Genomic DNA, 26,266 nt, shown 5'->3' on the forward strand with positions numbered 1-26,266 from the left:
TTAAGCATTATTTAAGTTAATCATAAACTGTAAATAAGTACACATGAGTTTTAAAAAAAATCTTTGATTTTTCTTCTTTTGTAAGCTTATGTTTTCAAAATAGTTAAGCTTTAAATAGTTTAATAGTAGCTTTTGTACCTTTTGTGGTTAAATTTTTAATTAGCTTAAACAGACTTAACATTATTTTTCAGTTCAAATTTGAAATCAGAATACAAATAAAAAAAGTTCAGATGTATTTCTGAACTTTTTAGTTTTATAGAGAGAAATTTTCTTTCATCCATTTTAGCTTATTAAAGCTTTTCAGAAATTTTGTTTTAATGGAAATAAACTTTTCCTGAGCATCTATAACCTTATTTTCTCTTGAATTGATGAGGAAAAGAGAACTTTCCCCATTGCTGTATTTGGTTTCTTCCGCAACGAGAAGTTTTTGATAGTTAACGAGATTGTTTTGTGAAAGATTAATCTGGGTATGGTAATTCAATACTTCATTTTTATAGGTCTCAATCTTGGTGTCGAGTTCTCTTTTTTTAAGCTGCGTGTCGAGCTGATTCTGTTCTATTTTAATCTTGGCGATTTGATGATTGGCTCTGGCTTCTCTTTGAAAAACCGGAATTTCAAGCTTTAATCCATATTGGAAATTATTGTCGAATAGAGGAAGATAATCAGTGCTGTAATTTTCTTTGTTGAAAAAATTATAAGTAAAATCTACTTTAGGGAGGAAGCTCTGCCATTTCAATTTACGTTCACTTTCTAAAATATAATGCTTCTGGGTATAATACAGAATAGACAAATGATTGTCTGTTGTTTTGGTTTGAAGTTCGTGGAGAAGAAATTCAAAATCTGAATAGGCAGTGTGTTCTGAAAGATTATCTGCTGGATAAATGAGCTGTGAAATTTCATATAATTCTTGCTTATCTTTCCATAAAAATAATTGGAGCTGCTGAGTGTTTTTTACAAAATTTAAATAAGCTTCTCTTTGCTGAAGTTCAAAACTCTGCAATTGCGATAGAGCTTCTACGGTATCTATGGCCGCTCTTTCTCCGTATTCAAAAGTTTTTTGGGTAAGGTTTAAACGATTTTTATTAATCTCAACGGCTTTGGTTTGTAATCGGTAGATCTCGAAACTTTGTACCCATTCCCAATACGTGTTTTCTGCATTTAGAAGAAGATCATTGGTTAAAACGGTTTGTTCGGCTTCTGTCATCTTTAGGGCAAATTTTGCCTGATCCAGCATTGCTCTTCGCTTGTCGTACAGAAGATTCTTCGCTAAAGGAATCGTAATTCCCATTTGGTAAAGTCCGCCTTTGGTATCGCTGGAATTCAGCTTTTGACCATCCAGATAATTATAGCTTGCGGTAAGATCAATCCCGTACCAGGTTGGAATTCCGAGTTCTATATTTTTTTGTTCGTAATATTGGGTTCCGTCAATATTTTTTTCTCCAATCTTTCCACCTAAAATAGGATCAAAACCACCTCTAGCTTTTGTAATTTCAGATTGAGCCATTGTGTTTTGAAGCTGATATTTTAATGCTAACGGATGATAATTTTTTACGACCGCAATAAATTCCTGTGCAGAAATTTTAAGGGAGTCCTGTGCCCAACCATTTTGAAAAAAAGACAAGATGATAATGAAAAGAATTTTATTTTGCTTTTTCATATTTAATAGATTGGTCGTTTTTTATTTCATAATAATCAGGAGGGAAGCCGTTGATATTTCTCCATAGTTCATACCATACAGGAACATCGTTAAGAATGGCAATTCCCTGTACGCCGGCTCCCATTTTAATTTTTGGTGGCCATTGTTTTTCATTTTTATCTTCAATCACGAATGCTTTAAAAAGTCCGTTTGCACTAATGTTATTTTCTACAGCAACTACTTTCCCCGCAAATGTTCCATAGCTTGAATTGGGCCAACCTGAGAATACAATGGCAGGAAAACCGTCGAAGATGCACATCACCCGTTGTCCTTCTTTTACTAGTGGAAGGTCTACAGGTTTTATGTAAATTTCTACTGCATAATTTACGTTGGTGGGGACAATCGTTCCGATGTTTTCTCCGTCTTTCAGCATTTCGCCAATACCGGATTTATTGAGTTGTACCACTTGTCCGTCCTGTGATGCAATAATGAAATATAAACCTTGCCTAGCTTTATAGTTGGCTACCTGATTTTCAAGTTTGGCAATATCGCCATCACTTCCTTCAATCTGCCCCATATTCTGAAAACGGTCTCCCTCGGTCTTGCTTAACTTTTCGGTGTAATCCTGTATCACAGAGTTTTGTTCAATTCCTATATTCGAAATTTCCTGACGGGTTTGGGCGACTTTATTTTCTGACGCCGATTTTTTTGCCACCGCATTTTGATACGAAATACTTCTTTGTTGAAACTGGGTAAGGGAAACCAATCCTTCATCATACATTTTTTTCTGTCTCGAAAACTGATCTTCAGAAAGACTGAGTTCATTGATGGTAGCGGCTAATTCGGCTTCTTCGCCAGTAAGTTTATTGTTGAGCTGGCTGATCTTTATTTTTAATTGATTCAATTTAAGATCTCTTGCCGTATGTAATGCCTGAAACTGATTGTTAACTGTTCCTACTTTAGCTTCATAATATTCTCTTACTCCTTTTTTAGCATTTACCTGATCTTGGGTTCTCTGTACCAAAAGAGGATCTAGGTAGTCATCTTTTATTTCTGAAAGCTGTAGTAAAGTATCTCCTTTTTTTACGTAATCACCATTTTTAATATTCCACTTGATAATTTTCCCCGGAATAGGAGAGTTCAGCTGTTGGGGGCGCTGTTCCTGATAAAGAGAGGTTACACTTCCCTTTACTTTTATATTCTGTGTCCAAGGGAGAAATAAGGTAATGATGCCTCCAATGAAAATAAAAAGAAACCATCTTTTTACCCTTGATTTTTTATGAATATGATATATTTTGTCAAATGACTGTAGTTTCATTGTGCTCAATTTTTATGATATAACTTTTAGGGTTCCTTCTTCCATATGAAGGTGCTGATCTGCAAACTGCAATACGTCTTCACTCTGCGAAACAATGATAATGGTTGTTCTTTCCTTGATCTGCAGCAGATATTCTATCATTTTATCCTGATATTCTTCACGGATTCCTGCAAAAGGATTTTCAAGAATAATGAGTCTTTTTTCACCTAAAAGGGCTCGGAGCAACAATATTTTTTTCTTTGAACTAAAGGTGATCTCAGAATCCGTTTCGCTTACTTCGGTGAAGAAACCGTTGCTGAAGAGGCTTGAAATATTTTCTATTCCCAGTTTTTCAGAAAGCTCAAGAATATCTTCTGTATTGCTTTGGTTGTTGCCTAACAATATATTTTCTTTTACCGTTCCCTGTATGATTTTCATATTCTCCAGATATAGGCTGATTGTATTTCTCAGCTGTTTCTTATCAATATTTTTTAATGGAGTTTTGTCAAAAAGTATGGTTCCGGAGCTGGGCTCAAAAAAGCCGGTGATCATATTGAGAAGGAGAGATTTTCCGGTTCCCAGTTTTCCTGTTAACACCGTAATGCTGTTTTCCGGAATTTTAAAATTTAAATCAGAAAGGATGGGAATATTATCATTAAATGAAAATTGTACATTTTTAAATTCAATCTCTGTTCCTTTGTCTTTCTGAGAGAGCACGATCTCGCCATTTTGCTCTTCTTTAAGCCCTGTGATTTTAGAAAGCTTTGCGAAAGAAGCAATGAGGTCATAATAACTTTCAAGACTTACAATCAGTTTTTCTACTGCCGACATGATGCTTAAAACCACAATCTCAGTGGCGATGAAAGCTCCAATATTAAGTTTTTGATTGATTAAAAGATACGTTCCAATCGCAAGCATGGCCAAGGTAATGATCACTTTAAAAGCAATAATGGTTTTGTACTGAAAAACAAGAACTCTAAAGTGAGAAGTTCTGTGATGAAGATATTCTACCACCCTGTCATCGGTTCCTTTTAAATGAACAGCACTTTCAGAATGCATTTTAAAAGTTTTTACAGAGCCTGCGATATCCTCAATCCAGGCTGCGGTGTCATATTTTTTGTTGCTTTCTTCAATGCTGGATTTTATTCCGCTTTCCATCGTGTATCGGAATATGATAACTACGGAAATCACAACCAATCCTCCAAAGGCTAAAAACCAAAGATGATAAAACGAAAGTAAAAGGATTCCAAAAAAGATCTGTATCAGTGCCGTAGGAATTTCTAAAAGAATTTTTGAAATCCCTTTTTGTAGATTTTGAATGTCAAAAAAACGATTGACAAGCTCTGGAAGATAATATTTTCGGGTGTAGGAAAGATCTACTTTTGGGATTTTATCTGCAATTTCTATTGAAAATTCTACAAATATCTTCTGTTGTATTTTCTCGATAATCTGTATCACCTTTAATCTGAAATATCCTGCGAGCCAAGTTCCGATCACCACAAAAAAGATGAGGATGTAAATTGAAGTCGTCATCGTTGCTCCCATCACAAAACTCACAATAGACTGGATGCCCAAAGGAATACTTAGGAGAACGAGACCGTTAAGAATTGCATAAAAATAAATATTAGTAACATCTTTTTTTTCTTTTGTAATGTAGCGGATGAGCCTTTTACCCTGTTCATTAGCTGTTATTTCCATTTTTCTTATTTAGTAAGGTTGAATGTTTTTTTTTATAATCCGAAATTTTTAGTTGATCTTTTTCTTTACCCTTATCTATAGGTTTGAAGAGTTGTCTGTTGACAGTCCTTTTAAATAGAGTAGAGTCGGTGAGAGTAATTTGATGAACAGTTTTTTTTGATTGATAATTTCAAATCTGCTATCGAAGATCAGGGCGGCTGTTTTATTTAGGATAGAATTCCTGATTTTATTTTTTGCCGGATCTTTTAAGGAAAGTCCTTTGCTGACTTTGAATTTTGGTTGAAAATTCATGAGATATACATATATTATTTCGGGGATTCAAAGATAATATATGGGATTTGTTAATGTTCTTATCTACATTAGAATGCAATTAAAATGTGATTAGAATATCAGGGATGCATTCAGTTTTTTTATGATCATCAGCGCGTAATTCATACATTCGCTGCGTCAAATTTTAAGAAGATCAACATGAAACTTGCCCAATGCGTTAAAAGTTCTATAAATTTCTTTTTAAGCTTGTTCATTTTTAGTAAATTTGTCAACCTTTAAATATTAAAATAAAATAATAAAAATAATATGAATCTTCACGAGTATCAATCAAAAGAGATTTTATCAAAGTACGGAGTTGCTATCCAACGTGGTTTCGTAGCTAACAATGTGGAAGAAGCTGTAGCAGCTGCTGAAAAATTGACTGCTGAATTCGGAGCTCAGGCTTGGGTAGTAAAAGCACAAATTCACGCAGGTGGTCGTGGTAAAGGTGGAGGTGTTAAGTTTTCTCCAAACATGGATAAACTTAAAGAAAACGCTCAAAACATCATCGGAATGCAGTTGGTAACACCACAAACTTCTGCTGAAGGTAAAAAAGTACACTCTGTTTTGGTTGCAGAAGATGTTTATTATCCGGGAGAATCTGAAACTAAAGAATTTTATGTTTCTATTCTTTTAGATAGAGCTGAAGGTAAAAATACAATCGTATATTCTACTGAAGGAGGTATGGATATTGAGCACGTTGCAGAAGTAACTCCTCATTTGATCCACAAAGAAATTATTGATCCTGCTTTAGGTCTTCAAGGTTTCCAGGCTAGAAAAATTGCTTTCAACTTAGGTCTTGAAGGAAATGCTTTAAAAGAATTCACAAAATTCATTGCATCTCTTTACAATGCTTATACAGGAATTGACGCTTCTCTTTTCGAAATCAACCCTGTGTTGAAAACTTCTGATAACAAAATTATCGCTGTAGATGCTAAAGTAACTTTGGATGGTAACGCATTGTTCCGTCACAAAGATCTTGCTGAGCTTAGAGATACAAGAGAAGAAGATCCTATGGATGTTGAAGCTGGTGAAGCTGGTCTTAACTTCGTAAAACTAGACGGTAACGTTGCTTGTATGGTAAACGGAGCTGGTCTTGCAATGGCAACGATGGATATCATTAAATTATCTGGTGGTAGCCCTGCAAACTTCCTGGACGTTGGAGGTACTGCTGATGCTCAGAGAGTACAAACTGCTTTCGGAATCATCTTAAGAGATCCAAACGTAAAAGCAATCTTGATCAACATCTTTGGAGGTATCGTAAGATGTGACAGAGTTGCTCAAGGTGTTGTAGATGCTTACAGAGCGATGGGTAGCCTTCCGGTTCCATTGATCGTAAGATTACAAGGAACTAACGCTGTAGAAGCTAAAAAATTAATTGATGAGTCAGGTCTTCCTGTACACTCTGCAATTACTTTAGAAGAAGCTGCAAACAAAGTAAAAGAAGTTTTAGCGTAAGCCTAAAATTTTCAGATATAAAAAAACCGTTTCATTTTTTGAAACGGTTTTTTTTATGCCCTTACTTTATTAGGAGATAAAAAAATGCAGATAGTTGAGATCGATCCTTCGGAAATCTGAATGTGGGTATGTGCTCAAAAAAGATCTGCTTTTTTTGAAAAAATACTCTTCTTTAAAATTATAATTCTATAATAGAAAAGGAAGTAATGTGGAATGATTCGATTGTAAAAATTCTAAGTAAATATTGTATTGATTAAAAAAATAAATATGCAAAAGGATGGTTAAATGAGTTAAAAATTAACTTTTTTTACTTAAAAACTATAAAACCATTGCGAAATTTGTTATTTTTACAGGCAACACCTTTGAAATGAAATTATTTTTATACTTTTTCCTCTTTTTATTCCTTAACTGTCAATCTCAGGATAAAGGCAATAAACCGGTGTCTTCCAAAAAAGAAATTTCGTTCGAAGATAAGTACCATTATCCTTTTTCTTTAACCCAAAAAGATTTTTTTATCATTGATTCTCAAGAAAAGATGGATGAAATTTTCAAGATCATTCATCAAAATAATCAAGGAAACCGATTTTCTCCTATTCCTGCCATTGTAGAAGGTGAAACCTATATAATTATAAAGCCTCAATTAAAAAATACCAACGATGTTTTAATTGACAACATCAGTCTAAGCAAAAATACATTGTATGTTAAGGTAAAGGAATTTAATAATCCTGATGTTGAGAAATCGAATCGGAATGCTCCCAACATCCTTTTAAAATTATTAGAACTTACCATCATTAAAAAAACCATCATTCAATATTAATATAAAAGAAATACGTATTATGAAAAGTAAAACATTTATTGTCTCGTGCCTCCTGATCGCTTCAAGTGCTTTTGGGCAGCAGAATTATTGGGCTAAGCTCAAAGATAGGAAGATCGATAGGGGAGACCTAAAACCAAGGTGGACTACCCCGACTGCTTTTTCTTTATATCAATTAGATTTAGAAAAAATTAAAAAAGAGTTAGCAAAAGCTCCACAGCGCTTTTCTAAAGATGAAAGCCTCGTGATGAAATTTCCGGATGCTGATGGAAATTATAGAGATTATATTATTCAGGAAGCCTCTGTGATGGAACCAGCTTTACAGGAAAAATTTCCTGAGATTCGTTCTTATGTGGGAGTACAAAAAAGCAATCCGTTAAATACCATCCGTTTTAGTGTTACTCCTTCCACAGGGATGAATGTGATGTATTTTGATGGTTATGAAATTAGCTATCTTGATAGTTATGCTAAAGATAATTCCTCTTTTATCCTTTATAAAAGAAAAGATCTTCCTAAAAATGACAGACTTTTTGAATGCCATGTGGAAGATCAGTTAGATGATTTACAGAAGAATGCTTCAACAATGAAGGCTCCTTTGGTTTCTGACGGTCAGTTTAGAACCTATCGATTGGCATTATCGGCAACAGGAGAATATACAGCTTTTCAAGGAGGTACAGTACCTTTAGCAATGGCTGCCATGGCAACAACAATGAGCCGGGTAAACGGAATTTACGAAAAAACCATTTCAACAACAATGGTGATGGTGGCTAATAATAATCTTTTGGTTTACACAGATGCTGCAACAGATCCTTATACTAATGGAACTCCGGGGACAATGATTAACCAGAATCAAACGAATACAACTACAGTGATTGGTTCTGCAAATTATGACATAGGACATGTTTTTGGAACAAACAGTGGCGGATTAGCTGGCTTAGGAGTGGTTTGTGTATCGGGAAGTAAAGCGAGAGGGGTTACCGGTTCTGGAGCTCCCGTTGGAGACCCTTTTGATATTGATTATGTGGCTCATGAAATGGGCCATCAGTTTGGAGCCAACCATACCTTTAGAGCGGCAACTTCATCTTGTAGTGGTAATGCCAATAATGCAACAGCCTTCGAGCCTGGAAGTGGAAGTACGATTATGGCCTATGCAGGAATATGTGGTGCCAATAATAATGTTCAAGCTAATAGTGATCCTTATTTTCATGCGGCAAGTGTGAATGAAATGTATAATGTTTTAAAAAGATCATCAGACTGTGCGGTAAAGGTTAATAATAATAACGGTGTTCCTACGGCAGATGCGGGAGCTGATTATACTATTCCTAAAGGAACAGCATTCGTTTTAACAGGTCAGGGAACAGATCCTGATAACGACCCGTTGACGTATTTGTGGGAGCAATATGATAATCAAACGAGTACACAGCCTCCGGTTAATACCAGTACAGTAGGTCCGGTTTACCGTTCTTTAACTCCGAAAACAGTGACCACAAGATATTTCCCTGCAATGACTTCTGTTTTGGCTAATAATTTAGTTCCAAAATGGGAAGTGACACCTAATGTAGCAAGAACATTGAATTTTTCTTTATTGGTAAATGATAACAGATCCACAGGGAATCAGGCAGCAAGAGATGCGATGGTAGTAACCGTAACAGATGACGGACCTTTTACTGTGACTTCACAGCCTACCAATACCTCATATAGTGCCGACGTACCTGCAACGGTAACCTGGAATGTGGCAGGAACAAATACAGGAGTAATAAATACGCAAAATGTGACTGTTTTACTTTCTAAGGATGGTGGGGCTAACTTTACAACAGTTCTGGCAGCAAGTGTCCCTAATAATGGTTCTGCAGTGGTAAACTTACCAAATGAAGATATTCCGTCTGCAAGAATTATGGTAAAAGCGGTTAACAATATTTATTTTGCGGTGAATTCTTCTAATTTTTCAGTGACAAAATCTTTGTCTACCCTTGAAAATGAAGTGAAAAAGTTTGCAATATATCCTAATCCTTCTCATGATGAGGTAAATGTTTTATTAAATAATTCTTCTCAAAGCGCAGACTATTTATTATTTGATGCTTCTGGAAGGTTACTTAAAAATGGAAGTTTTAAAGGAGAAACTAAAATAAGATTACATGAATTAACAACAGGAAACTATTTGATTAATGTAATACTAGACAATGGCGAAAAGCATTCTGAAAAATTAATTATTAAAAAATAAAATAAAAAATAAGAGTAACCTTTTCAGGTTACTCTTATTTTTTTATACAGCCTCTGGTTGTGGGCTTATGCTTATACTGGTTGGGGTTACCAATTGTATTTGGTCTGCATCTAACCGTTGTTTTATTTTTAAGATGGTATCACTTTTTACATGGGTAATATTGGCGCCAATGGCGAGCCAGAATTTTGCCTGCAATGTGAAAATACCCTGTTTTAAATCTGTAAATACAACTTCCGCAGTATCTGGTCTATCTATATATTGTAAACTTTTTATAACGTCTAAAATACCTTTTTGAGCTTTAGAAATATCTTCGTCCCCGGGAATTTCAAAATTTAAGATGATTTTTCGCTGAGGGGAAGCGGTAATGTTATAAAAAGGCGCATTAAAAATAACCTGATTAGGGATATAGGCTTTCTTTCCGTCATCTGTGATCAGTTTTGTGGTTAAGAAACCAATTTCCTGTACCGTTCCGGAGTGATTTCCAAGCGTGATATAATCGCCTACTTTAAAGGCTTTATCAATTCCAATAAGCATTCCCGAAAACATACTGGACACAAGATCTTTCAATGCAACCCCGGCAATAACCCCCGCAACTCCTAAACTTCCGATGAATTTCCAAAGAAAAGCACTGAAGCCCATAATTTCTAAAGAAATGAAAGTTCCCATCATCATGATCATAAATCTGAAAACTCCAATTAATGTAACCAAAGAACTTTCTTTTTTGCTTTTTGGAAAAAGTTTGTGAAAAATTTTTACTGATGCTTTGCTTAAATATTTACTTGTAATAAGAAAGAAGGTAAAAACCATGATCCCTACGATCAACTTGGGAGTAAATTGCGCCAGCTTTAAATACCAGCTTTCTAGAACATTATAGATAATATTGATGTAGTTTAAACCGTTTTTCTGCATGAATTAAAAATTTTATTAAATAAAGATATAAATTCTTAACAAAAATTTTGCCAGTTCCAAAAAGTCTACTAAATTTGTAGACTAATAAAACAGAATATTATGTCAATCAAACTTGGAGATACCGCACCGAACTTTCAGGCAGAATCGTCTTTAGGAGATGTAGATTTTTACAATTATCTTGGAGATTCTTGGGGAATTTTGTTTTCGCATCCAGCCGACTACACCCCGGTATGCACTACAGAACTAGGATACACTTCAAAACTTAAATCTGAGTTTGATAAAAGAAATACACAGGTCATTGCCTTAAGTGTAGATGGGGTAGAAGACCATCAAAACTGGATCAAAGATATTAATGAAACCCAGAACACAGAAGTGCAGTTTCCTATCATTGCTGATAAAGATAGAAAGGTTTCCGAATTGTATGATTTTATTCATCCCAATGCTTCGGCAACGGCTACTGTTCGTTCTTTATTGATTATTGATTCTGCTAAAAAGGTAAGATTAATAATTACTTATCCTGCTTCAACAGGAAGAAATTTTGATGAGATTCTAAGAGTTTTAGATTCACTTCAGTTAGTTGACTCTCATAAAATAGCAACACCAGTGAATTGGAAACAAGGGGAGGATGTAATTATTCCACCAAGCACTTCAACAGAAGAGGCGAGAAAGATATTCCCAAAAGGGGTTACAGAAATTAAGCCGTATCTGAGATATACGCCACAACCGAATACATGATTTATTTGATTTTTTATAGTTTAGTTTTAATTTGTACGAAAATCGCCTTGGAAAATTTCCAAGGCGATTTCATTTGTATACTATATGTATATGTGAAGTGTGTGATTATTTTGCGTCGTTGATGATCTGCTTACCTTTAGATGTTGGTAAATAAATACTGAATCCTACATTAAATGTAATGTTAGAAGTCAAACCTTCATTACCAAATCCTGTTACACCAGCATATTTTACGATACCTTCAAGACCGATGTTTGGAGTGATGAAATAAGAATAACCAGGACCAACACCGAAATCTATACCAGTTGTAGAATTACTTCCTTCAGTAGATGTTCCACCGATACCTACGTTACCTTCTAGGAACCATCTTCCGTGGTTTAATAAGTTGCTAACACCTTGCTCACCTGGAGAAAGATAATAACGTCCTAAACCTCCAACTGCATAAGTAAAGTTTGTAGGACTTCCGTTGGTAACTTTGTTAACACCTAGGTTAACGTATCCACCAACTGCTACGTTGTCTTTAATGAAATATGCTCCTTTTGGTACTAAGTTAATATTATAACCTCCTCCTGTATTTAGACCAAAAGTACTAGATACAAGACTTCCTCCTACTAACCAGTTACCTTTTTGAATTTGAGCGTTTGCTGTAGTCGCTAATCCAACTACTGCCAATATACCTCCTAAAATTAGTTTTTTCATAATTTATAATTTTTAATAATTAATGTTTATTATTCTTAAAGTAAGGAATAAACAACAAATGTGCCAGACTGCTCAATGTCAGGTCTCTTTTTAAGATTTTGGCGTGAATTATTGAATTTTATATCTTATTTTTTTAACACTTTGAGGAATAATTTTGCATTTTTAAATCAATAAAAGAATAATAGAAACTATAAGTCCAATAATGGTGAAAATTATTCCTCTTTTGAAGGCTTTTGTTTTAGGTTTGAACATCCAAAAGCTGGATATGACAAAAAAGAATAAAGATATGCCAAAAAAGGTATTAAGTGGTGACAGCGTTTCTTTAGACTGAGATTTGTGAAGTTTTGTCATCTTATCCAGAACAAAAGGAAGTTCTTTTTTTGAGTATTTTGCTTCACCGCTGGCTGCGTTGTAAGTTCCTTGTTTAAATGTTGAAATCTCTCCTTCTGTTTTTTCTATTTCAAGGTTTTTTATTTTTAATTCTTTACCTAGCTCTTTTTCATTAAGATTTTTAGCAACTGTTTTGTCATATTTCTTCTCTTTTTTCAAGAAGTCTGTATCTCTGTATACCAATAAAACACCACTTATTGCATAAACGGCCATAATTCCGGCAAGGAAAAATCCTAAATAACGGTGGGTAATTCTCATGAAAGTTCTTGTATCCTTAATCTTATCCATATCTTAAATAGCTTTGTTTATTAAATTTCAAAAGTGGAAACTGCAAAAATGCAACTTCCACTTTGATTGAAAAAATTATTATAATAGTAAATTATTACAATTTGTATGTTAGTGTGAAATAGTAATTTCTAGGTGTAATAGGGTTTACAGAGTAGTTTTCATGAACATTGTAGTTTACAACATCAAATAAGTTACCCACTCTTCCTTGGATAGAGAATTTGCTCCATTCGTAACCTAGAGATAGAGCAACTGTAGTGTAATCTTTTAATTCAAAAGTTCTGCTTACTCCATTTCTTGCTTCTAAACTTGTATTGCTTCCCGTTTTTGTGTCATTCCATCCTGCTAATCTATCACCGATATAATAAGCACTAGCCCCTACTTTCAAGCCTTTAATTCCTTTAGTAAAGGTATAAAATACAGACGCGTTTGCAGTTGTAGCAGGGGTTCTGACCAATCTTTGATTTTCGATATAACCCACTTTGTCCGGTGTATCTAAATATACTGAATTGTTATAAGAAATGCCTCCAATAATGGAAAGGTTTGGCATTGGATTACCTGTAATATCCAATTCTACACCTCGGCTACGCATTTTACCTACAAATTCTTTAAAGTTACTATCAACATTTATTGATCCATCTGTTTTAAATAAAGCAGTTTGATAAGAATTTTGATTAATGATCTGATATACAGATAAGTTAATGGCAACTGCATTGTTCCAAATATTTTTCTTAGCCCCAATTTCATACTGATCAACAGTTGTTGGTTTTAAAGCTTCATTAAATATTGTTTGTCCAGTATTCGCTATAAAAGAATTAGTATAGGTTGCAAAAACCGAAAGATTTTCATTTGGAGTATACACTAAACCTACTTTTGGAGAAAAGGCTTGGTCTGAAGTGGAAGAATTGCTAACGAAACTCTTATCATAAGGTTTATTATTAGCTGCTTCAGTTTCTTTTATAGAAGGCATATTTTGAATATATGACCAACGTAATCCTGCAATCACTTTAAACTCTTTCGTTAAGCTGATAAAATCTTGAGCGTAAATACCTATTCTTCTTGTATTTACTCTGGTCTTAGAGATTTTACTACTATTTGGCATTGCTATATTTCCCCACGTTGAAGGATCATCTAAGAATAATACATTCGTTGGGGCACTAACATTATAAGCATAAGCATCTGCTTGGTTGTAATCTGCGTCTGTACCAAATAATACTTTATGATTAATTTTTCCGGTATTAAACTCACCATTCAAATTCACCTGTGCAGAAGTATAGCTCTGCTCGTTGTAAGTTTTACCAAAAGGTCTTGTCCATGAAAGGCGATTGGTTTGCACTTTGTCAAAAGCCCACTGTACTCTTTCTGAAGAAAAATAATCTTTAGTATAATTAGAATATGAAGCTGTAGTATTTAATGACCACCTTTCATTAAACTGATGATTGAAAGTAACATTCGTTGAAAGCTGTTGTACATTTTGATACTGCCAGTCTGTTCCAAAAAATACATTTCTGTCTACACCCGTATTCAAAGAATAGCTTTTATCTTTATTTTCAATTGATCCTACTCCAAAATCAGGTGTTAAATCATTTTTAAGATAATCTGCCTCAACAATCAATTGTGATTTTGGACTGATATTAAATAAGAACGAAGGATTGAAATAATATTTTGTAGACTTTACAACATCTCTGAAACTTTCAGCATATTCATAAGCACCATTCATTCTAAATGCGATGTTTTTGGATATTGGTCCGTAAACGTCAATGGTTGGTTTGTAAGAATTCCAGCTTCCTGCATTTAATCCTACACTTCCTCCAAAGTTAAATTTAGGCTTTTTGGTCACTAAATTAATAATACCTCCGGCAGCTGCATTTCCATACAACATAGCATTAGCTCCTTTTAAAACTTCAACTCTTTCCAAACCACTTACCTCAGGAAAAACACCACTGTTGATTCTTGATCCGTTTTTGAAGATATTGTCATTTCCAAAAATAAAACCACGACCTCCAAAACTATCTTGCGAACCTCCTCTTGCAGAAGTAATATATACCCCATTAACATTTTGAAGAACATCACTTAATTGTTTAGCCTGTTGTTGTTCAATAATTTCATGAGTAACAATGGCAATGGGCTGTGGCGTTTCCATTATCGTAAGATTAGACTTCGTAGATAATGGTTTTGCTTTATTTGGATTTCCTGTCTTATGAAGATTCACATCTTCAATGGTCTGAATTCTAATGGTGTCGGATTCATGTTTGTGCTTAGTTTGTGCACTGGCTGTTGCTGCCAAGATAATGAAACCTAAAGTAGTAATTTGTCTTTTCATTTTTTACTTTATTTAGAGTGTTTTTAAATAAGGCGCAAATGTAAGGATTAGCGATCTATTATTTAGACTAATTTAAAATAATATTGTGATTTATATCATATTATTTAATTCCTGATGAATTATTCCTATAAAAATGATAGACTATGTAACGAACCGTTTTTTTATAAATATATTTGTTAAAAATAAAATTATGCAATTGGTAAAAGTTGGCCTTTGTGCTTTTGGAATGAGCGGAAAAATCTTTCATGCTCCCTTTTTAAAAGAACATCCGGGATTTTTTATGTCGGCTGTTGTAGAAAGAAGTAAGGAAGATTCAAAAGAAAAATATCCTGAAGCTATAATCTATCGCTCGATAGAAGAGATGTTAGCGCATGCTGATATTGAATTAGTTGTAGTTAATACTCCGGTTCAGACTCATTTTGAATATGTTAAAATGGCTCTTGAAGCAGGAAAAAATGTAATTGTTGAAAAGCCTTTCACTGTAAATGTTTCTGAAGCTGAAGAATTAGTGAAATTGGCAGAAGAAAAAGGATTATTTCTAAGTGTCTATCAGAATAGAAGATTTGACCGTGATTTTCTCCAGGTTCAAAAAATAATGAGCGAAGAAAAATTAGGAACGATTAAAGAAGTTGAAATTCGTTTTGACCGTTTTCGTACAACAGCAAGCGGCAAAGCTCATAAAGAAAATCCTGAGCAAACAGGTTCTGGTTCTCTTCATGACCTAGGATCGCATTTGGTAGATCAGGCAGTGCAATATTTTGGTTTTCCCGAAAAACTTTTTGCGGATGTATTTTCAATGAAAGGGGAAGAGTTTGCGAATGATTACTTCGAGATTCTTTTGTATTATAAAAATAATTTACGAGTACGATTAAAATCTTCTGTTTTCAGTAAAGAAGCGCATTATGCGTATGTGATTCACGGCGAGAAAGGAAGTTTCCTACAAGAAAGAACAGATAATCAGGAAAATGAATTGGTTGCCGGATCCATTCCTGTTTATGGAAAAGACTGGACGATTCCTTTAAAAGATACAGACGGAATTTTAAATGTTTTAAATGAAAATTCAGAAACAGAAAGAACACTTACTTTAAGTGAGCCTGGAAATTATATGAATTATTATCAGAATATCTATGAGCACATTGTCTTTGGATATTATTTACCATCGCCTGCGGGAGAGATTATTCAGAATATGAAAATTATTGATGCCGCTTGGGAAAGCTCTAAAGAAGGTAAGATTATAAATTTTGCTTAAACAATAAGTTGAATTTTATATAAAAGAGATGCTTCGACTACGCTCAGCATGACATCGCTAAAAATTTACTGTTAAAATTAGACAGTTAGTATTAGAAATGTCATGCTGAGCGGAGTCGAAGCATTTATATTTTAAAGTGATAAGGTTTATCTTACATTTCCTGAAGTTCCAACCATCTCATTTCATGGTTTTCTAATTTCTCAGAAATTGCTTCTAATTCTGCAGAAAGCTTAGCAATTTTATCATACTCACTTTCATTATTCAATTGATCAAGAATCTTGGCACGTTGTGCTTCCAATTGAGGAATTTCTTTATCAATGGTTTCCAGCTCTCTTTGTTCCTTAAAAGAAAGCTTTCTTTTTGGAGCCTGTGATGGAACCGTTGAAACAGCTGCGGGCGTAGGAGCAGGAACAGGTGTCTCTACTTTTTTGGCAACAACTGCTTTTGGTGCTTTTTCTTCTAATTTTAAATTCTCTCTATATTCAGAGAAGTTTCCGATAAAATCTCTGATTTTTCCTTCTCCTTCAAACGCTAAAATATGGTCAACAATTCTGTCCATAAAATATCTGTCGTGAGAAACAATGATTAAACTTCCTTGAAAATTCAATAAGAAATTTTCTAATACCGTTAACGTTGGAAGGTCAAGATCATTGGTAGGCTCATCAAATATTAAGAAGTTTGGATTTTGATATAAAATATACATCAAATGCAATCTTCTTTTTTCACCTCCGGAAAGTTTTGAAATGGGTGAATATTGGGTTTGATCATCAAATAAAAATAATCTCAAAAACTGCGATGCCGAGATCGTTCTTCCGTTAGCTAGAGGGAAGTTTTCAGAAATTTCTTTGATAAAATCAATAACTCTTTCGTCTTCTTTATATTTAAGTCCTTTTTGTGAAAAGTAACCGAATTTAATTGTTTCTCCGGTTTCAATTTCTCCGGAATCTCTAGGCTCAAGCCCTTGGATGATATTTAATAAGGTAGATTTTCCAGCACCATTTTTTCCTACAATTCCTACTTTTTCACCTCGTTGAAACTGATAACTGAAATCTTTTAATAATAATTTATCTCCATAACTTTTAGAAATATCTCTAAGTTCTAAGATTTTATTTCCAAGCCTTTTCATTTCGAAGTCAAGCTCCAGAGATTCTTTTCTTGTATCGGTTTTAGCTATTTTTTCAGTTTCATAAAAGTCATCTTGTCTAGATTTCGATTTTGTAGTTCTCGCCTTAGGTTGTCTTCTCATCCACTCCAATTCTTTTCTGTAAAGATTATTGGCTTTGTCGATGGTAGAATTCATATTGTCCTCACGAATCATTTTATTTTCAAGATACGTTGCATAAGAACCATTGTGGAAATACAGATTTTTATCTTCCATTTCCCAGATAATTCCGCAAACAGCATCTAAGAAATATCTGTCGTGGGTTACAAGAATCAAAGTGATCTTAGCTTTGCTTAAATAGCTTTCCAGCCATTCTACCATTTCCACATCAAGGTGGTTGGTAGGCTCATCCATGATAAGTAGCGTGTGACGGTGCTCTGCTCTGGTTTCAGTCAGTAGTTTTGCCAAAGCAACACGTTTGATCTGACCTCCGGAAAGAGTTCCCATTTTAGCATCCAAATCTGTGATCTTCAGCTGAGACAGAATTTGCGCCATGTCATTCTCCAGATCCCAAGCTTTATGAATTTCCATTTCAGCTAAAGCTTTTTCAATGAAATCATAGTCGGTTGAAAGGAGTGATTTATGATAGTTTTTCAGTGCCTGAATGGGCGCAGAATCCAGCGTCATCATAAACTCATCAATGGTAAGATCAGAATCAAACTCGATTTCCTGATCAAATAAAACCACCTGAATGTCTTTATTAATAGTTACAGTTCCGCTGTCTGCAATTTCTTTTCCCATTAAAATTTTAAGAAGGGTAGACTTTCCACTGCCATTTTTGGCAACAATGGCAATTTTGTCTCCTTCATTTACATGAAAAGAGATATTTTCGAACAAAACTTTGATGCCATAAGATTTGGTAAGGTTTTCGACAGAAACGTAATTCATTGGAATGTAATGGTTTGATTTGAAATTTTCAATTGAGCCGCAAAAATACGAAAATGAAACAACAAAAACTTTTAAAATAAAATTAAACCGAAACACATAAAACGTATTATTATGATTGCAAAATTACGTTCTATTCCCAAAAACAGATATTGGGAGTATTTTATTTTAGTAGCGAGATTTTTATTGGCTGCTACATTTTTCAGCTATGGATATAGCAAAACTACTGATACTGGGCAATTTGGAATTTCACCTCAGGAGCTGGCAACCCCGATTAAGGATTTACATTTATTTAGAGTAATGTGGTATTTGTTTGATCATGAACCTTTTAAAACTACAATTGGAATTCTTCAAATGATAGCCGGAATTTTACTTCTTTTTCATAGAACTGCCATATTGGGCGTATTATTTTTTATTCCGATTGCAGCTAATATTTTACTTATGGATATTAGTTTCATGCCTGAAGGATTAGCAATGGGTTTTACAAAAAGGTTCATTTGGTATTTTATCTTATGCTTTTTCATATTATGGAATGATAAAGAGAGAGTGAAAATCATCTGGAATGCAGTTATTAAAAAATTCTCGATGAAGCGTAAGTTTCCAATAGTATTATATCTATTAGTACCAGTTTTTGCATTGGTGTTGGAAATTTTACCGAGTATTCCACAATTACTTTTCTATTGTATTACTGAGCCTGCTAAAAGCATTGAATCCATTAAATATATTTTTAATATTTTGTTTTAGTATTTCATGTTGTATTGTTTATTTTGTTGATTTAAATTTAATTAATGTTATTTAATTTTGATTTAAACATCATGTGTGTTGAATTTTGATGTAGATTTGATATTATTAATTAAAATACAAACATATGATGCAACTTAACTTTTGGGCTATTACAGTAGCCGCTGTAGTACCACTTATTATGGGGTTTATCTGGTATCATCCAAAGTTTTTAGGAAAAATTTGGATGCAGGAAGTCGGATTAACTGAAGAGAAGATGAAAGGATCAAATATGGGATTTGCTTTTGTTTTTGCATTTATCCTATCTCTTTTGATTGCTTTTTTCTTACAGACGGTTACCATACACCAACTTGGAGCATTAAGTATGGTGGGCGGAAATCAACTGAACGCTAAACCTTCGTTCATTGCTTTTATGAGTGATTATGGAGCGGCATATCGCTCTTTTGGTCATGGGGCTTTACATTCTTTTATGGCTGGGGTTTTATTTGTATTTCCTTTGACGGCAATTAATGCGATGTTTGAAAGAAAGTCCTGGAGGTATACATTTATCAACACAGCGTATTGGACGATCACGATTACCATTATGGGTGGAATTGTTTGTGGTTGGTACGCACCGGATGGTTTTAATTGGGCGACCCAAAAATAAAATTTTAACAATTTAGATTACAAGGCTACATCAGTAGCCTTTTTTATGTTATATAGCTCTCTGTGTAGTTGAATACATTGTTTTTAAATATAAGTCAAACATCTATGTTCAGGTTAATCTAGTATATTCTAATAGTAGTTTTTATTTTGCTTTTAATTATTGCAAGCATAAATTAAAGATGGACTGAAAAATAAATCATTTAATTAAAGAAAAAAGAAAGCTGATTCGTTTATACAAGTGTAAAGAAAAATAACAACTATGGATTATCAGATATTTAATTTTATTTTCAAAATACACAACAGGTGCCGTACGATTTAAAAGTATATAATAGCGTTTCAGACTTGCCTTTAGACTGGAATGATGTGATTGGGAATCATAATATCATGCTTTCTAAAGAATATCTCTATGTGTTAGAATCTTCCAGACCAGATAATATGGAATGTTATTATGTGGGATTTTTTGATCATAATATATTAATTGGAGGTGCTTTGTTTCAATATTTAAATTTTCAGAAACATGAAACTTTTCAAAAAAATGAAATTTGGTGTAGCATTAGAAATTTCTTTTCCCGAAAAATGAGTAAAGACCTCATGATTCTAGGAAACAATATGCTTACAGGACAAAACGGATTTTACTTTGATTCATCCAAAATTGTTTTAGAACAAGTAGTTCCGCTTTTGGATGCTGCAGTTGAAAAGATGCAGAAAGAAATCAGAAAAACATCTTTAATCATTTATAAAGATTATCAGTCTAATTTCGTTTCCTATTTTCAGGGTAAAAAGTATCAGTCTTATTTTAGGTTTTCTGTACAGCCTAATATGATGTTGAAAATAAAGAATAACTGGATGGTCTTTGAAGATTATGTAAACGATTTTTCTAAAAAATACAGGACAAGAGCTCGCTCTGCGAGAAAGAAATTTAATGGAATAGAGCGATGCGAAATGAACCTTGATGAAATAAAAAAGCATCAAAAAGAAATGAATATTCTTTATCAGAATGTGGCCGAAAATGCTCCCTTCAATACTTTTTTCCTTGCGGTAAATCATTTTGAAAGCATGAAGAAAAATTTAAATCAAAATTTTAAAGTCTTTGGGTATTTTTCAGATCAAAGATTAATCGGATTTTATACTTTGATTCTGAATAGCGAAGATATTGATACATATTTTTTAGGCTATGATAAAAACATTCAAAAAGAAAAACAATTGTATCTGAATATGCTTTTGGATATGGTAGAGTTTGGAATTACTCATCAGTTTAAAAGAATAATTTTCGGAAGAACAGCGTTGGAAATAAAGTCTACGATTGGGGCAGAGCCGTTTGAAATTTTCGGATTGATAAAACATAATAATCCTTTGGTCAATCTATTTATGGAAAAAATATTTGCATTATTAAATCCTACAAAAGAATGGATACAAAGAAAACCTTTCAGTAAAGCAGGATTAAATTAATGTAAATTATAGGGTTTTGATTTTTACAGATAAGATACTTTTAATATTTTTAAACATATTGTAAGTTTGAATGTAAGTAATCTGTAAAAATAAAAGATGAAAAAAGTAATTGTTGATATGGATGGTGTTATGGCAGACGTCTACCACCAGCTTATAGCATTTGAAAAGAGAGATTCGGGAAAGGATATTAATCTTGATGATGTAGTAGGGGTTTTTGAATTGGAAGCGTTTCCTAATGGTAAAAAACATGTAAATGAAATTGGCTTTTTCCGAACCTTACCTTTGATGAAAGGAAGTCGTGAAGCAATGGAATATTTGAATAACAAATACGATTTGTACATCGTTTCGGCAGGAATGGAGTTTCCGAATAGCTTAAGAGAAAAATATGATTGGCTGGCGGAATATTTTCCTTTTATTACCTGGGAACAGAATGTTTTGTGCGGAAGTAAGAAAGTGGTTTCCGGAGATGTCATGATAGACGATTATCCTAAGAATCTAAAACACTTTTCTGGAGAGAAAATTATTTTCACGCAACCTCATAATCACCATGTAGATGACGAAGATTATAAAAGAGTGAACTCATGGGAAGAGATTATGAATATCTTATAGTATTAAGTTTGATATATAATGTTTTACGATAAATTTAACTAAATTGATATTAAAATTAATAGCCTATTGGGAGGTTTTAATGAAAGAAATAAAGATTTTTGCATCAAACTTTTATCATGAAAAACCTCAATACACTATTTTTTATACTTTTCACTTTTTATTGTAATGCCCAGATTGTTTCCGGGACTGTTTTCTCTAAAGAAGATCGTAAACCGATTCCGTATGTAAAGATTGGGGTAGAGAAAGAAAAAATAGGGGTGATCTCAGATGAAAAAGGGAGTTTTTCAATTGATCTTTCAGGAATTGATGTGGCTCATAAAGTGAAAATAGAAGTTCCTGGTTATGAAAATTATTCTGTGTCTGTTCAGGAGTTTTCAAAACAAAATTCTCAAAAAATATTTTTAAATGAGAAAATTAAAAATATTCAGGAAGTAAAATTAGTGTCTAAGAAATTGGTTGATAAAAATTGGGGCGTGAATACAAAAACAAAACACGTGATGTATTCTGTAAATCCTCAATTTAGGAAAGAAGATTTTTTAGGAGAAACTGCTTTGGAATTTAATGCAAGCAAAAGATCCAAGATTAAAAATATTAATTTAAATATTGCAAGTTATACTTCTGATAAACCTGTTTTAATGCGGTATAGTATTTATACAGAGAAAAACGGATTTCCGGATAAGAATATTTTAGAGGAAGAAATTACGGTTGAATTAACGGAAGCGATGATAAAAGATGGGACTTTTACTCTGGATGTTAATCATTATAATATTTGGGTTCAAGGAAAATTCTTCATCGGAATTCAATTCTTAAAAGAATTTGAAGGTAAGATAAATATAAGTGCAGCGTTATTCAGAACTGGTTTTTTAAGAAAGTTTTACGGAGATTGGGAGAAAGTAACATTGGCAGCTCCCGCAATAAATATTGATGTGAAAGTAGATAAGAACGGAAAGAATATAAAAGACGAGGCGAGTGCTTCTGAGGAAAATCTTGCAGGTCTTATTCCGGATATAAGCAAATATAAGATGGAAGCAGACAATTCTATTTACGGTAAAAATACTTCTGTAGGAAAGTTTTTAAAACTAAAAAATACAGATCTCTATTATGAAATATACGGAGAGGGTGAGCCTTTGATCCTGCTTCATGGAAATAGTGGAAGCATTAAAGAATTTTATCAACAAATCCCAACGCTTTCTCAGCAATATAAAGTAATTGCAATAGATACGAGGGGGCAAGGGAAAAGTACAGACACGTCAAAATTAGATTTTACCTATAAAATTTTTGCAGATGATGTAAAAGCTTTGGTTGATGAATTAGGTTTGGAAAAAGTAAATATCGTTGGATGGAGTGATGGAGGAAATACAGGTCTTGAGTTTGCGTTAAAGTATCCAGATCATTTGAATAAATTGGTTACTATTGGAGCAAATACTTTTCCTGAAGGTGTGGATGAACGTCTTTTCAATAATATGAAAACCCAACTTCAAGTGTTACAGGCTGAAAATAACCCTGAAAGATTGAATGAAATGAGATTAGTGAAAATTATGTTGAAAGAACCGAATATTAGTAATGGTTCGTTGCATAAGATTCAGAATCCTGTTTTAGTTATTGCGGGTGAAAATGATGTGATTAAAAGAGAACACACAGAAATGATGGCGAAGCAGATTCCTAATGCTGAATTGAAGATTTATAAAAATGCCACGCATTTCATTCCTTTCGAAAATCCGGAAGAACTCAACAAGGATATTTTAGAATTTTTGAAAAAATAAATTAGTCTAACGTCAGTCTTTCCAAAGACCAGGCACTGCCATTATAGATATTCAGATCTACTTTGGTGTTGATACCATGCACGATTCCGTTTTCGGTAAACTGCCAGAAATCCCAATGATTATCGGGTGATGGAGTAGGAACGTCATTGTAATTAGCCAGCCAAAGTGGATAGTCATCAAATTCACCTTTTAAAAAGTCTTTATAGTAATGATAATAGGTGTAGATAATAGGTTTTTCGCCGTACGTTTCTTCAATGATTTTACACCAAACCTTTAAGTCTTCAATTAGTTTTTTATTGGTCTTGCGTTTCGGTATTTTCTCGATATCTAAGATGGGAGGAAGATCTCCGCTTTCTAATTTCACATTGGCTAAAAAATTATTGGCCTGCATCACGGGATCTTCATCAGCACGATAAAAATGATAGGCTCCACGTACCAAGGTGTGCTTTTTTGCCTGTTGCCAAAATTCATCAAAATGTTTGTCTGCATTTCGGTTTCCCATGGTAGCTCTCATCACAACAAATTCCAGTGGAATTGTTTTATTTCCGATGCTCAGGCTGTCCCATTTAATGTCTTCTCTGTTTTGATAATGAGAAATATCAAAGCCATACGTTTTATTCAGATTGTTACTGAGGATCTTTTGAATTCGTAAGGTTTCTGTTTCGTTATTATGAAGTTTTTTATGAATGAATTTATTAAAATATAAAGCGTAATAATAACTTACTGATTGTTTTAAATATAATCCGGTTCCCAATAAAGCAACAATTAAAATAGCCAATACAATCTTTCGACGTAAAAAATAATTTCTTCGTCTATTGTGATGGATCTTCTTCGTTGTTTTTTTTGTGTACTTCTTTTGTGTCATAAAGTTTTACAAAACTAACTTTTTAACGACTAAAATGCTAAATAAAATCAGTAAATTTGTATGATATGGAAACACGCGAAAAGATCATCATTATAGGAGGAGGATTTGCGGGATTACAACTTGCAAAGACGTTGAATAACAAGAACAAAAAGGTAATTGTTCTGGATAAAGTTAATCATCATATGTTTCAGCCGCTCTTCTATCAGGTGGCGTGTGGGAGGATAGAGCCTTCCAATATCTCTTTCCCTTTCCGGAAAATTTTTCAGCAATCCAGGAATATACAGTTTCGTCTCACGGAGGTTAGAGAAATTGATGCAGCCAATAATAAGGTGATTACCGACGAAGCAGAATTTACGTATGATAAATTAGTGATTGCAACAGGTTGTAAAACTAATTTCTTCGGTAATAAAGATCTTGAAGGAAGAGCTTTTGGAATGAAGAATACACAGGAAGCAATAGGAATCAGAAATCATGTTTTGATGACTTTTGAAAAACTGATTATTGAAAAAAGCAGAAGCGATGATGGAAATTGGAACATTGTAATCGTAGGAAGTGGGCCAACAGGAGTAGAGCTAGCCGGTGCTTTCGCGGAAATGAAAAAAGAAATTCTGCCGAGAGATTATCCTAATATGAGTTTTGAAAATTTAAAGATCATATTGATAAGTTCTACAGAAAAGCCATTGGCGGTGATGAGTGTTGAAGCTCAGACCCAATCTGAAAAATATCTTAAAGAACTTGGGGTTACCTTTCTGAGTGATGAGTATGTAACGGAGTATGATGGGGACAAAGTAATTATGAAAAGTGGAAAAGAAATCCCTTCCAATAACGTGATCTGGGCAGCGGGAGTTACCGGAAATGTAGTGGATGGTTTTCCTCAAGATAAATTAAATAGAAACAGATATATTGTTGATCGTTTTAATAAAATAAAAGGATACGATAATATTTATGCAATAGGAGATATTTCCTACATGGAAACTCCAAAATATGTACAAGGGCATCCTCAGGTTGCCAATGTAGCCATTAATCAAGCGAAAAATTTAGGTAAAAATTTATTAAAGAAGAGTTCCGATGAATGGCAGGAATTCGAATATGAAGATCGTGGATCTTTAGCGACCATTGGAAAGCACAGAGCAGTTGTAGATTTACCATTTATAAAATTCCAGGGTTTTTTTGCATGGTATTTTTGGATGTTTTTACACTTAATGTTGATTTTGAGTGTAAGAAATAAACTTGCGGTATTCTTTAACTGGATGTGGAGCTATTTTAACAAAGATTCATCTTTGAGATTAATTATTTTACCGAACAAAAAAAACGAAACAGTACAATGAGAATTGATATAATAAGCGTACTTCCTGAGTTGATGGAAAGTCCGTTTCAGACTTCTATTTTAAGAAGAGCAATGGATAAAGGATTGGTAGAAGTACATTTTCATCAGCTAAGAGATTGGGCGATAAATAAGCACAGACAGATAGATGATGAACCGTATGGAGGTGGAGCAGGAATGGTAATGATGATAGAGCCGATAGATAAATGTATTTCAGAGCTTAAATCTCAGAGAGAATATGATGAGGTTATTTATTTGACTCCGGATGGGCTTACACTAAATCAGAAAATAGCCAACACACTTTCTATAAAAAATAACCTGATCTTTTTATGTGGACATTACAAAGGAATTGATCAGAGAGTGAGAGATCTTCATATTACAAAAGAAATTTCAATTGGCGATTATGTGCTTACAGGAGGTGAATTGGCCGCGTGTGTGCTGGCAGATTCTATTATTCGTTTAGTTCCTGGCGTTTTAAATGATGAACAGAGTGCTTTGACGGACAGCTTCCAGGATGATCTTTTATCACCACCAATTTATACAAGACCTGAAAGTTATAAAGGTTTAGAGGTTCCTAAAATTCTACTAAGTGGGAATTTTGGTAAAATTGAAGAATGGAGACATGACGAAGCAGTGAGGATTACCACAGAAAAACGTCCTGATTTACTCTAAAAAAAGTTACTTAAATTCGTTAGTGAAAATTATTTTTTTTGTTTTTTGAGTAATTATTTTAAAAAATGGAATAATAATTGCAATAACAGCAAGTAAGATTTAAATATGAGCATATAATCCTATTTATAATA

21 protein-coding genes are annotated in these 26,266 nt (G+C 33.6%); 12 read left to right on the forward strand and 9 right to left on the reverse strand.

Annotated features, from left to right (window positions below):
• Nucleotides 1-253: 253 nt before the first annotated feature.
• The 3 genes from AMQ68_RS16660 to AMQ68_RS16670 are packed head-to-tail and all read right to left on the reverse strand — an operon-like array spanning nucleotide 254 to nucleotide 4,631.
• Nucleotides 254-1,657, reverse strand: coding sequence for a TolC family protein (locus AMQ68_RS16660; RefSeq protein WP_054511734.1), 1,404 nt, complete (start codon nucleotides 1,655-1,657; stop codon nucleotides 254-256).
• The gene (locus tag AMQ68_RS16665) at nucleotides 1,641-2,954 is read right to left on the reverse strand and encodes an HlyD family secretion protein (protein WP_054511735.1); all 1,314 of its coding nucleotides are present in this window, start codon (nucleotides 2,952-2,954) and stop codon (nucleotides 1,641-1,643) included. Before AMQ68_RS16665 ends, AMQ68_RS16660 begins: the two co-directional genes overlap by 17 nt.
• Before the next feature lie 12 nt (nucleotides 2,955-2,966).
• Complete coding sequence (locus tag AMQ68_RS16670; protein WP_054511736.1) at nucleotides 2,967-4,631, reverse strand: peptidase domain-containing ABC transporter; 1,665 nt, start codon at nucleotides 4,629-4,631, stop codon at nucleotides 2,967-2,969.
• Between the two features lie 576 nt (nucleotides 4,632-5,207).
• Between AMQ68_RS16670 and sucC the strand changes: the two genes are divergently transcribed.
• The 3 genes from sucC (at nucleotide 5,208) to AMQ68_RS16690 (ending at nucleotide 9,433) form a co-directional block, all read left to right on the forward strand.
• Nucleotides 5,208-6,398, forward strand: coding sequence for an ADP-forming succinate--CoA ligase subunit beta (sucC, locus tag AMQ68_RS16680; RefSeq protein ID WP_054511738.1), 1,191 nt, complete (start codon nucleotides 5,208-5,210; stop codon nucleotides 6,396-6,398).
• 367 nt (nucleotides 6,399-6,765) lie between these two features.
• Entirely contained in the window at nucleotides 6,766-7,215 is a 450-nt protein-coding gene (locus AMQ68_RS16685) for a hypothetical protein (RefSeq protein WP_054511739.1), read from the forward strand.
• 19 nt (nucleotides 7,216-7,234) lie between these two features.
• Nucleotides 7,235-9,433 carry a reprolysin-like metallopeptidase gene (locus AMQ68_RS16690; protein ID WP_054511740.1) on the forward strand — a complete coding sequence of 733 codons (2,199 nt, stop codon included), beginning with the start codon at nucleotides 7,235-7,237 and terminating at the stop codon, nucleotides 9,431-9,433.
• Nucleotides 9,434-9,475: 42 nt separating this feature from the next.
• Here the strand turns inward: AMQ68_RS16690 and AMQ68_RS16695 are convergent, their stop codons facing one another.
• Entirely contained in the window at nucleotides 9,476-10,342 is an 867-nt protein-coding gene (locus AMQ68_RS16695) for a mechanosensitive ion channel family protein (protein WP_054511741.1), read from the reverse strand.
• Between the two features lie 99 nt (nucleotides 10,343-10,441).
• Here AMQ68_RS16695 and AMQ68_RS16700 point away from each other — a divergent pair, with 99 nt between their 5' ends.
• Complete coding sequence (locus tag AMQ68_RS16700) at nucleotides 10,442-11,077, forward strand: peroxiredoxin (RefSeq protein ID WP_054511742.1); 636 nt, start codon at nucleotides 10,442-10,444, stop codon at nucleotides 11,075-11,077.
• A gap of 105 nt (nucleotides 11,078-11,182) precedes the next feature.
• On the opposite strand, the gene AMQ68_RS16705 is transcribed toward AMQ68_RS16700, so the two are convergent.
• The 3 genes from AMQ68_RS16705 to AMQ68_RS16715 form a co-directional block, all read right to left on the reverse strand.
• A complete protein-coding gene (locus AMQ68_RS16705; protein WP_054511743.1) occupies nucleotides 11,183-11,773 on the reverse strand; it encodes an outer membrane beta-barrel protein in 591 nt (196 codons plus the stop codon).
• Between the two features lie 162 nt (nucleotides 11,774-11,935).
• On the reverse strand, nucleotides 11,936-12,451 hold the full coding sequence (locus tag AMQ68_RS16710) for a PepSY domain-containing protein (RefSeq protein WP_054511744.1): 516 nt from the start codon (nucleotides 12,449-12,451) through the stop codon (nucleotides 11,936-11,938).
• Nucleotides 12,452-12,545: 94 nt separating this feature from the next.
• Nucleotides 12,546-14,771 (reverse strand): TonB-dependent siderophore receptor, encoded by a 2,226-nt coding sequence (locus tag AMQ68_RS16715; protein WP_054511745.1) that lies wholly within the window; start codon nucleotides 14,769-14,771, stop codon nucleotides 12,546-12,548.
• 190 nt (nucleotides 14,772-14,961) lie between these two features.
• Here AMQ68_RS16715 and AMQ68_RS16720 point away from each other — a divergent pair, with 190 nt between their 5' ends.
• Complete coding sequence (locus tag AMQ68_RS16720) at nucleotides 14,962-16,020, forward strand: Gfo/Idh/MocA family oxidoreductase (RefSeq protein WP_054511746.1); 1,059 nt, start codon at nucleotides 14,962-14,964, stop codon at nucleotides 16,018-16,020.
• Nucleotides 16,021-16,171: 151 nt separating this feature from the next.
• Here AMQ68_RS16720 and AMQ68_RS16725 read toward each other — a convergent pair whose 3' ends face one another.
• A complete protein-coding gene (locus AMQ68_RS16725; RefSeq protein ID WP_054511859.1) occupies nucleotides 16,172-18,070 on the reverse strand; it encodes an ABC-F family ATP-binding cassette domain-containing protein in 1,899 nt (632 codons plus the stop codon).
• 111 nt (nucleotides 18,071-18,181) lie between these two features.
• Between AMQ68_RS16725 and AMQ68_RS16730 the strand changes: the two genes are divergently transcribed.
• The 5 genes from AMQ68_RS16730 to AMQ68_RS24975 all read left to right on the forward strand — a co-directional run bounded on the left by AMQ68_RS16730 (nucleotide 18,182) and on the right by AMQ68_RS24975 (nucleotide 23,274).
• Entirely contained in the window at nucleotides 18,182-18,811 is a 630-nt protein-coding gene (locus AMQ68_RS16730) for a hypothetical protein (protein WP_054511747.1), read from the forward strand.
• Nucleotides 18,812-18,935: 124 nt separating this feature from the next.
• The gene (locus AMQ68_RS16735) at nucleotides 18,936-19,454 is read left to right on the forward strand and encodes a DUF1761 domain-containing protein (protein ID WP_369678654.1); all 519 of its coding nucleotides are present in this window, start codon (nucleotides 18,936-18,938) and stop codon (nucleotides 19,452-19,454) included.
• Between the two features lie 302 nt (nucleotides 19,455-19,756).
• Nucleotides 19,757-20,902: a hypothetical protein gene (locus AMQ68_RS16740; protein WP_054511749.1), complete on the forward strand. Its 1,146-nt coding sequence runs from the start codon at nucleotides 19,757-19,759 to the stop codon at nucleotides 20,900-20,902.
• Between the two features lie 96 nt (nucleotides 20,903-20,998).
• Nucleotides 20,999-21,511, forward strand: coding sequence for a 5'-nucleotidase (locus tag AMQ68_RS16745; RefSeq protein WP_054511750.1), 513 nt, complete (start codon nucleotides 20,999-21,001; stop codon nucleotides 21,509-21,511).
• A gap of 116 nt (nucleotides 21,512-21,627) precedes the next feature.
• A complete protein-coding gene (locus AMQ68_RS24975) occupies nucleotides 21,628-23,274 on the forward strand; it encodes an alpha/beta fold hydrolase (RefSeq protein WP_054511751.1) in 1,647 nt (548 codons plus the stop codon).
• A gap of 1 nt (nucleotide 23,275) precedes the next feature.
• On the opposite strand, the gene AMQ68_RS16755 is transcribed toward AMQ68_RS24975, so the two are convergent.
• Nucleotides 23,276-24,139 (reverse strand): glycoside hydrolase family 25 protein, encoded by an 864-nt coding sequence (locus AMQ68_RS16755; RefSeq protein ID WP_082384129.1) that lies wholly within the window; start codon nucleotides 24,137-24,139, stop codon nucleotides 23,276-23,278.
• Between the two features lie 65 nt (nucleotides 24,140-24,204).
• Between AMQ68_RS16755 and AMQ68_RS16760 the strand changes: the two genes are divergently transcribed.
• Together AMQ68_RS16760 and trmD are read left to right on the forward strand one after the other, a co-directional pair.
• Nucleotides 24,205-25,467 (forward strand): NAD(P)/FAD-dependent oxidoreductase, encoded by a 1,263-nt coding sequence (locus AMQ68_RS16760; RefSeq protein WP_054511752.1) that lies wholly within the window; start codon nucleotides 24,205-24,207, stop codon nucleotides 25,465-25,467.
• Nucleotides 25,464-26,135, forward strand: coding sequence for a tRNA (guanosine(37)-N1)-methyltransferase TrmD (gene trmD / locus AMQ68_RS16765; protein ID WP_054511753.1), 672 nt, complete (start codon nucleotides 25,464-25,466; stop codon nucleotides 26,133-26,135). The genes AMQ68_RS16760 and trmD overlap by 4 nt, the downstream gene beginning before the upstream one ends.
• Nucleotides 26,136-26,266: the final 131 nt, after the last annotated feature.

The sequence above is a fragment of the Chryseobacterium sp. ERMR1:04 genome, from assembly GCF_001297705.1.
In the GTDB taxonomy this organism is placed as follows: domain Bacteria; phylum Bacteroidota; class Bacteroidia; order Flavobacteriales; family Weeksellaceae; genus Chryseobacterium.

What these genes read in the sequence shown, in the direction of transcription:
- AMQ68_RS16710 (WP_054511744.1), bottom strand. Translation starts at nt 12,451, where the DNA reads ATGGATAAGATTAAGGATACAAGAACTTTCATGAGAATTACCCACCGT.
- AMQ68_RS16715 (WP_054511745.1), bottom strand. Translation starts at nt 14,771, where the DNA reads ATGAAAAGACAAATTACTACTTTAGGTTTCATTATCTTGGCAGCAACA.
- AMQ68_RS16685 (WP_054511739.1), top strand. Translation starts at nt 6,766, where the DNA reads ATGAAATTATTTTTATACTTTTTCCTCTTTTTATTCCTTAACTGTCAA.
- trmD (WP_054511753.1), top strand. Translation starts at nt 25,464, where the DNA reads ATGAGAATTGATATAATAAGCGTACTTCCTGAGTTGATGGAAAGTCCG.
- AMQ68_RS16665 (WP_054511735.1), bottom strand. Translation starts at nt 2,954, where the DNA reads ATGAAACTACAGTCATTTGACAAAATATATCATATTCATAAAAAATCA.
- AMQ68_RS16745 (WP_054511750.1), top strand. Translation starts at nt 20,999, where the DNA reads ATGAAAAAAGTAATTGTTGATATGGATGGTGTTATGGCAGACGTCTAC.
- sucC (WP_054511738.1), top strand. Translation starts at nt 5,208, where the DNA reads ATGAATCTTCACGAGTATCAATCAAAAGAGATTTTATCAAAGTACGGA.
- AMQ68_RS16720 (WP_054511746.1), top strand. Translation starts at nt 14,962, where the DNA reads ATGCAATTGGTAAAAGTTGGCCTTTGTGCTTTTGGAATGAGCGGAAAA.
- AMQ68_RS16760 (WP_054511752.1), top strand. Translation starts at nt 24,205, where the DNA reads ATGGAAACACGCGAAAAGATCATCATTATAGGAGGAGGATTTGCGGGA.
- AMQ68_RS16705 (WP_054511743.1), bottom strand. Translation starts at nt 11,773, where the DNA reads ATGAAAAAACTAATTTTAGGAGGTATATTGGCAGTAGTTGGATTAGCG.
- AMQ68_RS16700 (WP_054511742.1), top strand. Translation starts at nt 10,442, where the DNA reads ATGTCAATCAAACTTGGAGATACCGCACCGAACTTTCAGGCAGAATCG.
- AMQ68_RS24975 (WP_054511751.1), top strand. Translation starts at nt 21,628, where the DNA reads ATGAAAAACCTCAATACACTATTTTTTATACTTTTCACTTTTTATTGT.
- AMQ68_RS16695 (WP_054511741.1), bottom strand. Translation starts at nt 10,342, where the DNA reads ATGCAGAAAAACGGTTTAAACTACATCAATATTATCTATAATGTTCTA.
- AMQ68_RS16670 (WP_054511736.1), bottom strand. Translation starts at nt 4,631, where the DNA reads ATGGAAATAACAGCTAATGAACAGGGTAAAAGGCTCATCCGCTACATT.
- AMQ68_RS16730 (WP_054511747.1), top strand. Translation starts at nt 18,182, where the DNA reads ATGATTGCAAAATTACGTTCTATTCCCAAAAACAGATATTGGGAGTAT.
- AMQ68_RS16660 (WP_054511734.1), bottom strand. Translation starts at nt 1,657, where the DNA reads ATGAAAAAGCAAAATAAAATTCTTTTCATTATCATCTTGTCTTTTTTT.
- AMQ68_RS16755 (WP_082384129.1), bottom strand. Translation starts at nt 24,139, where the DNA reads ATGACACAAAAGAAGTACACAAAAAAAACAACGAAGAAGATCCATCAC.
- AMQ68_RS16725 (WP_054511859.1), bottom strand. Translation starts at nt 18,070, where the DNA reads ATGAATTACGTTTCTGTCGAAAACCTTACCAAATCTTATGGCATCAAA.
- AMQ68_RS16690 (WP_054511740.1), top strand. Translation starts at nt 7,235, where the DNA reads ATGAAAAGTAAAACATTTATTGTCTCGTGCCTCCTGATCGCTTCAAGT.
- AMQ68_RS16735 (WP_369678654.1), top strand. Translation starts at nt 18,936, where the DNA reads ATGATGCAACTTAACTTTTGGGCTATTACAGTAGCCGCTGTAGTACCA.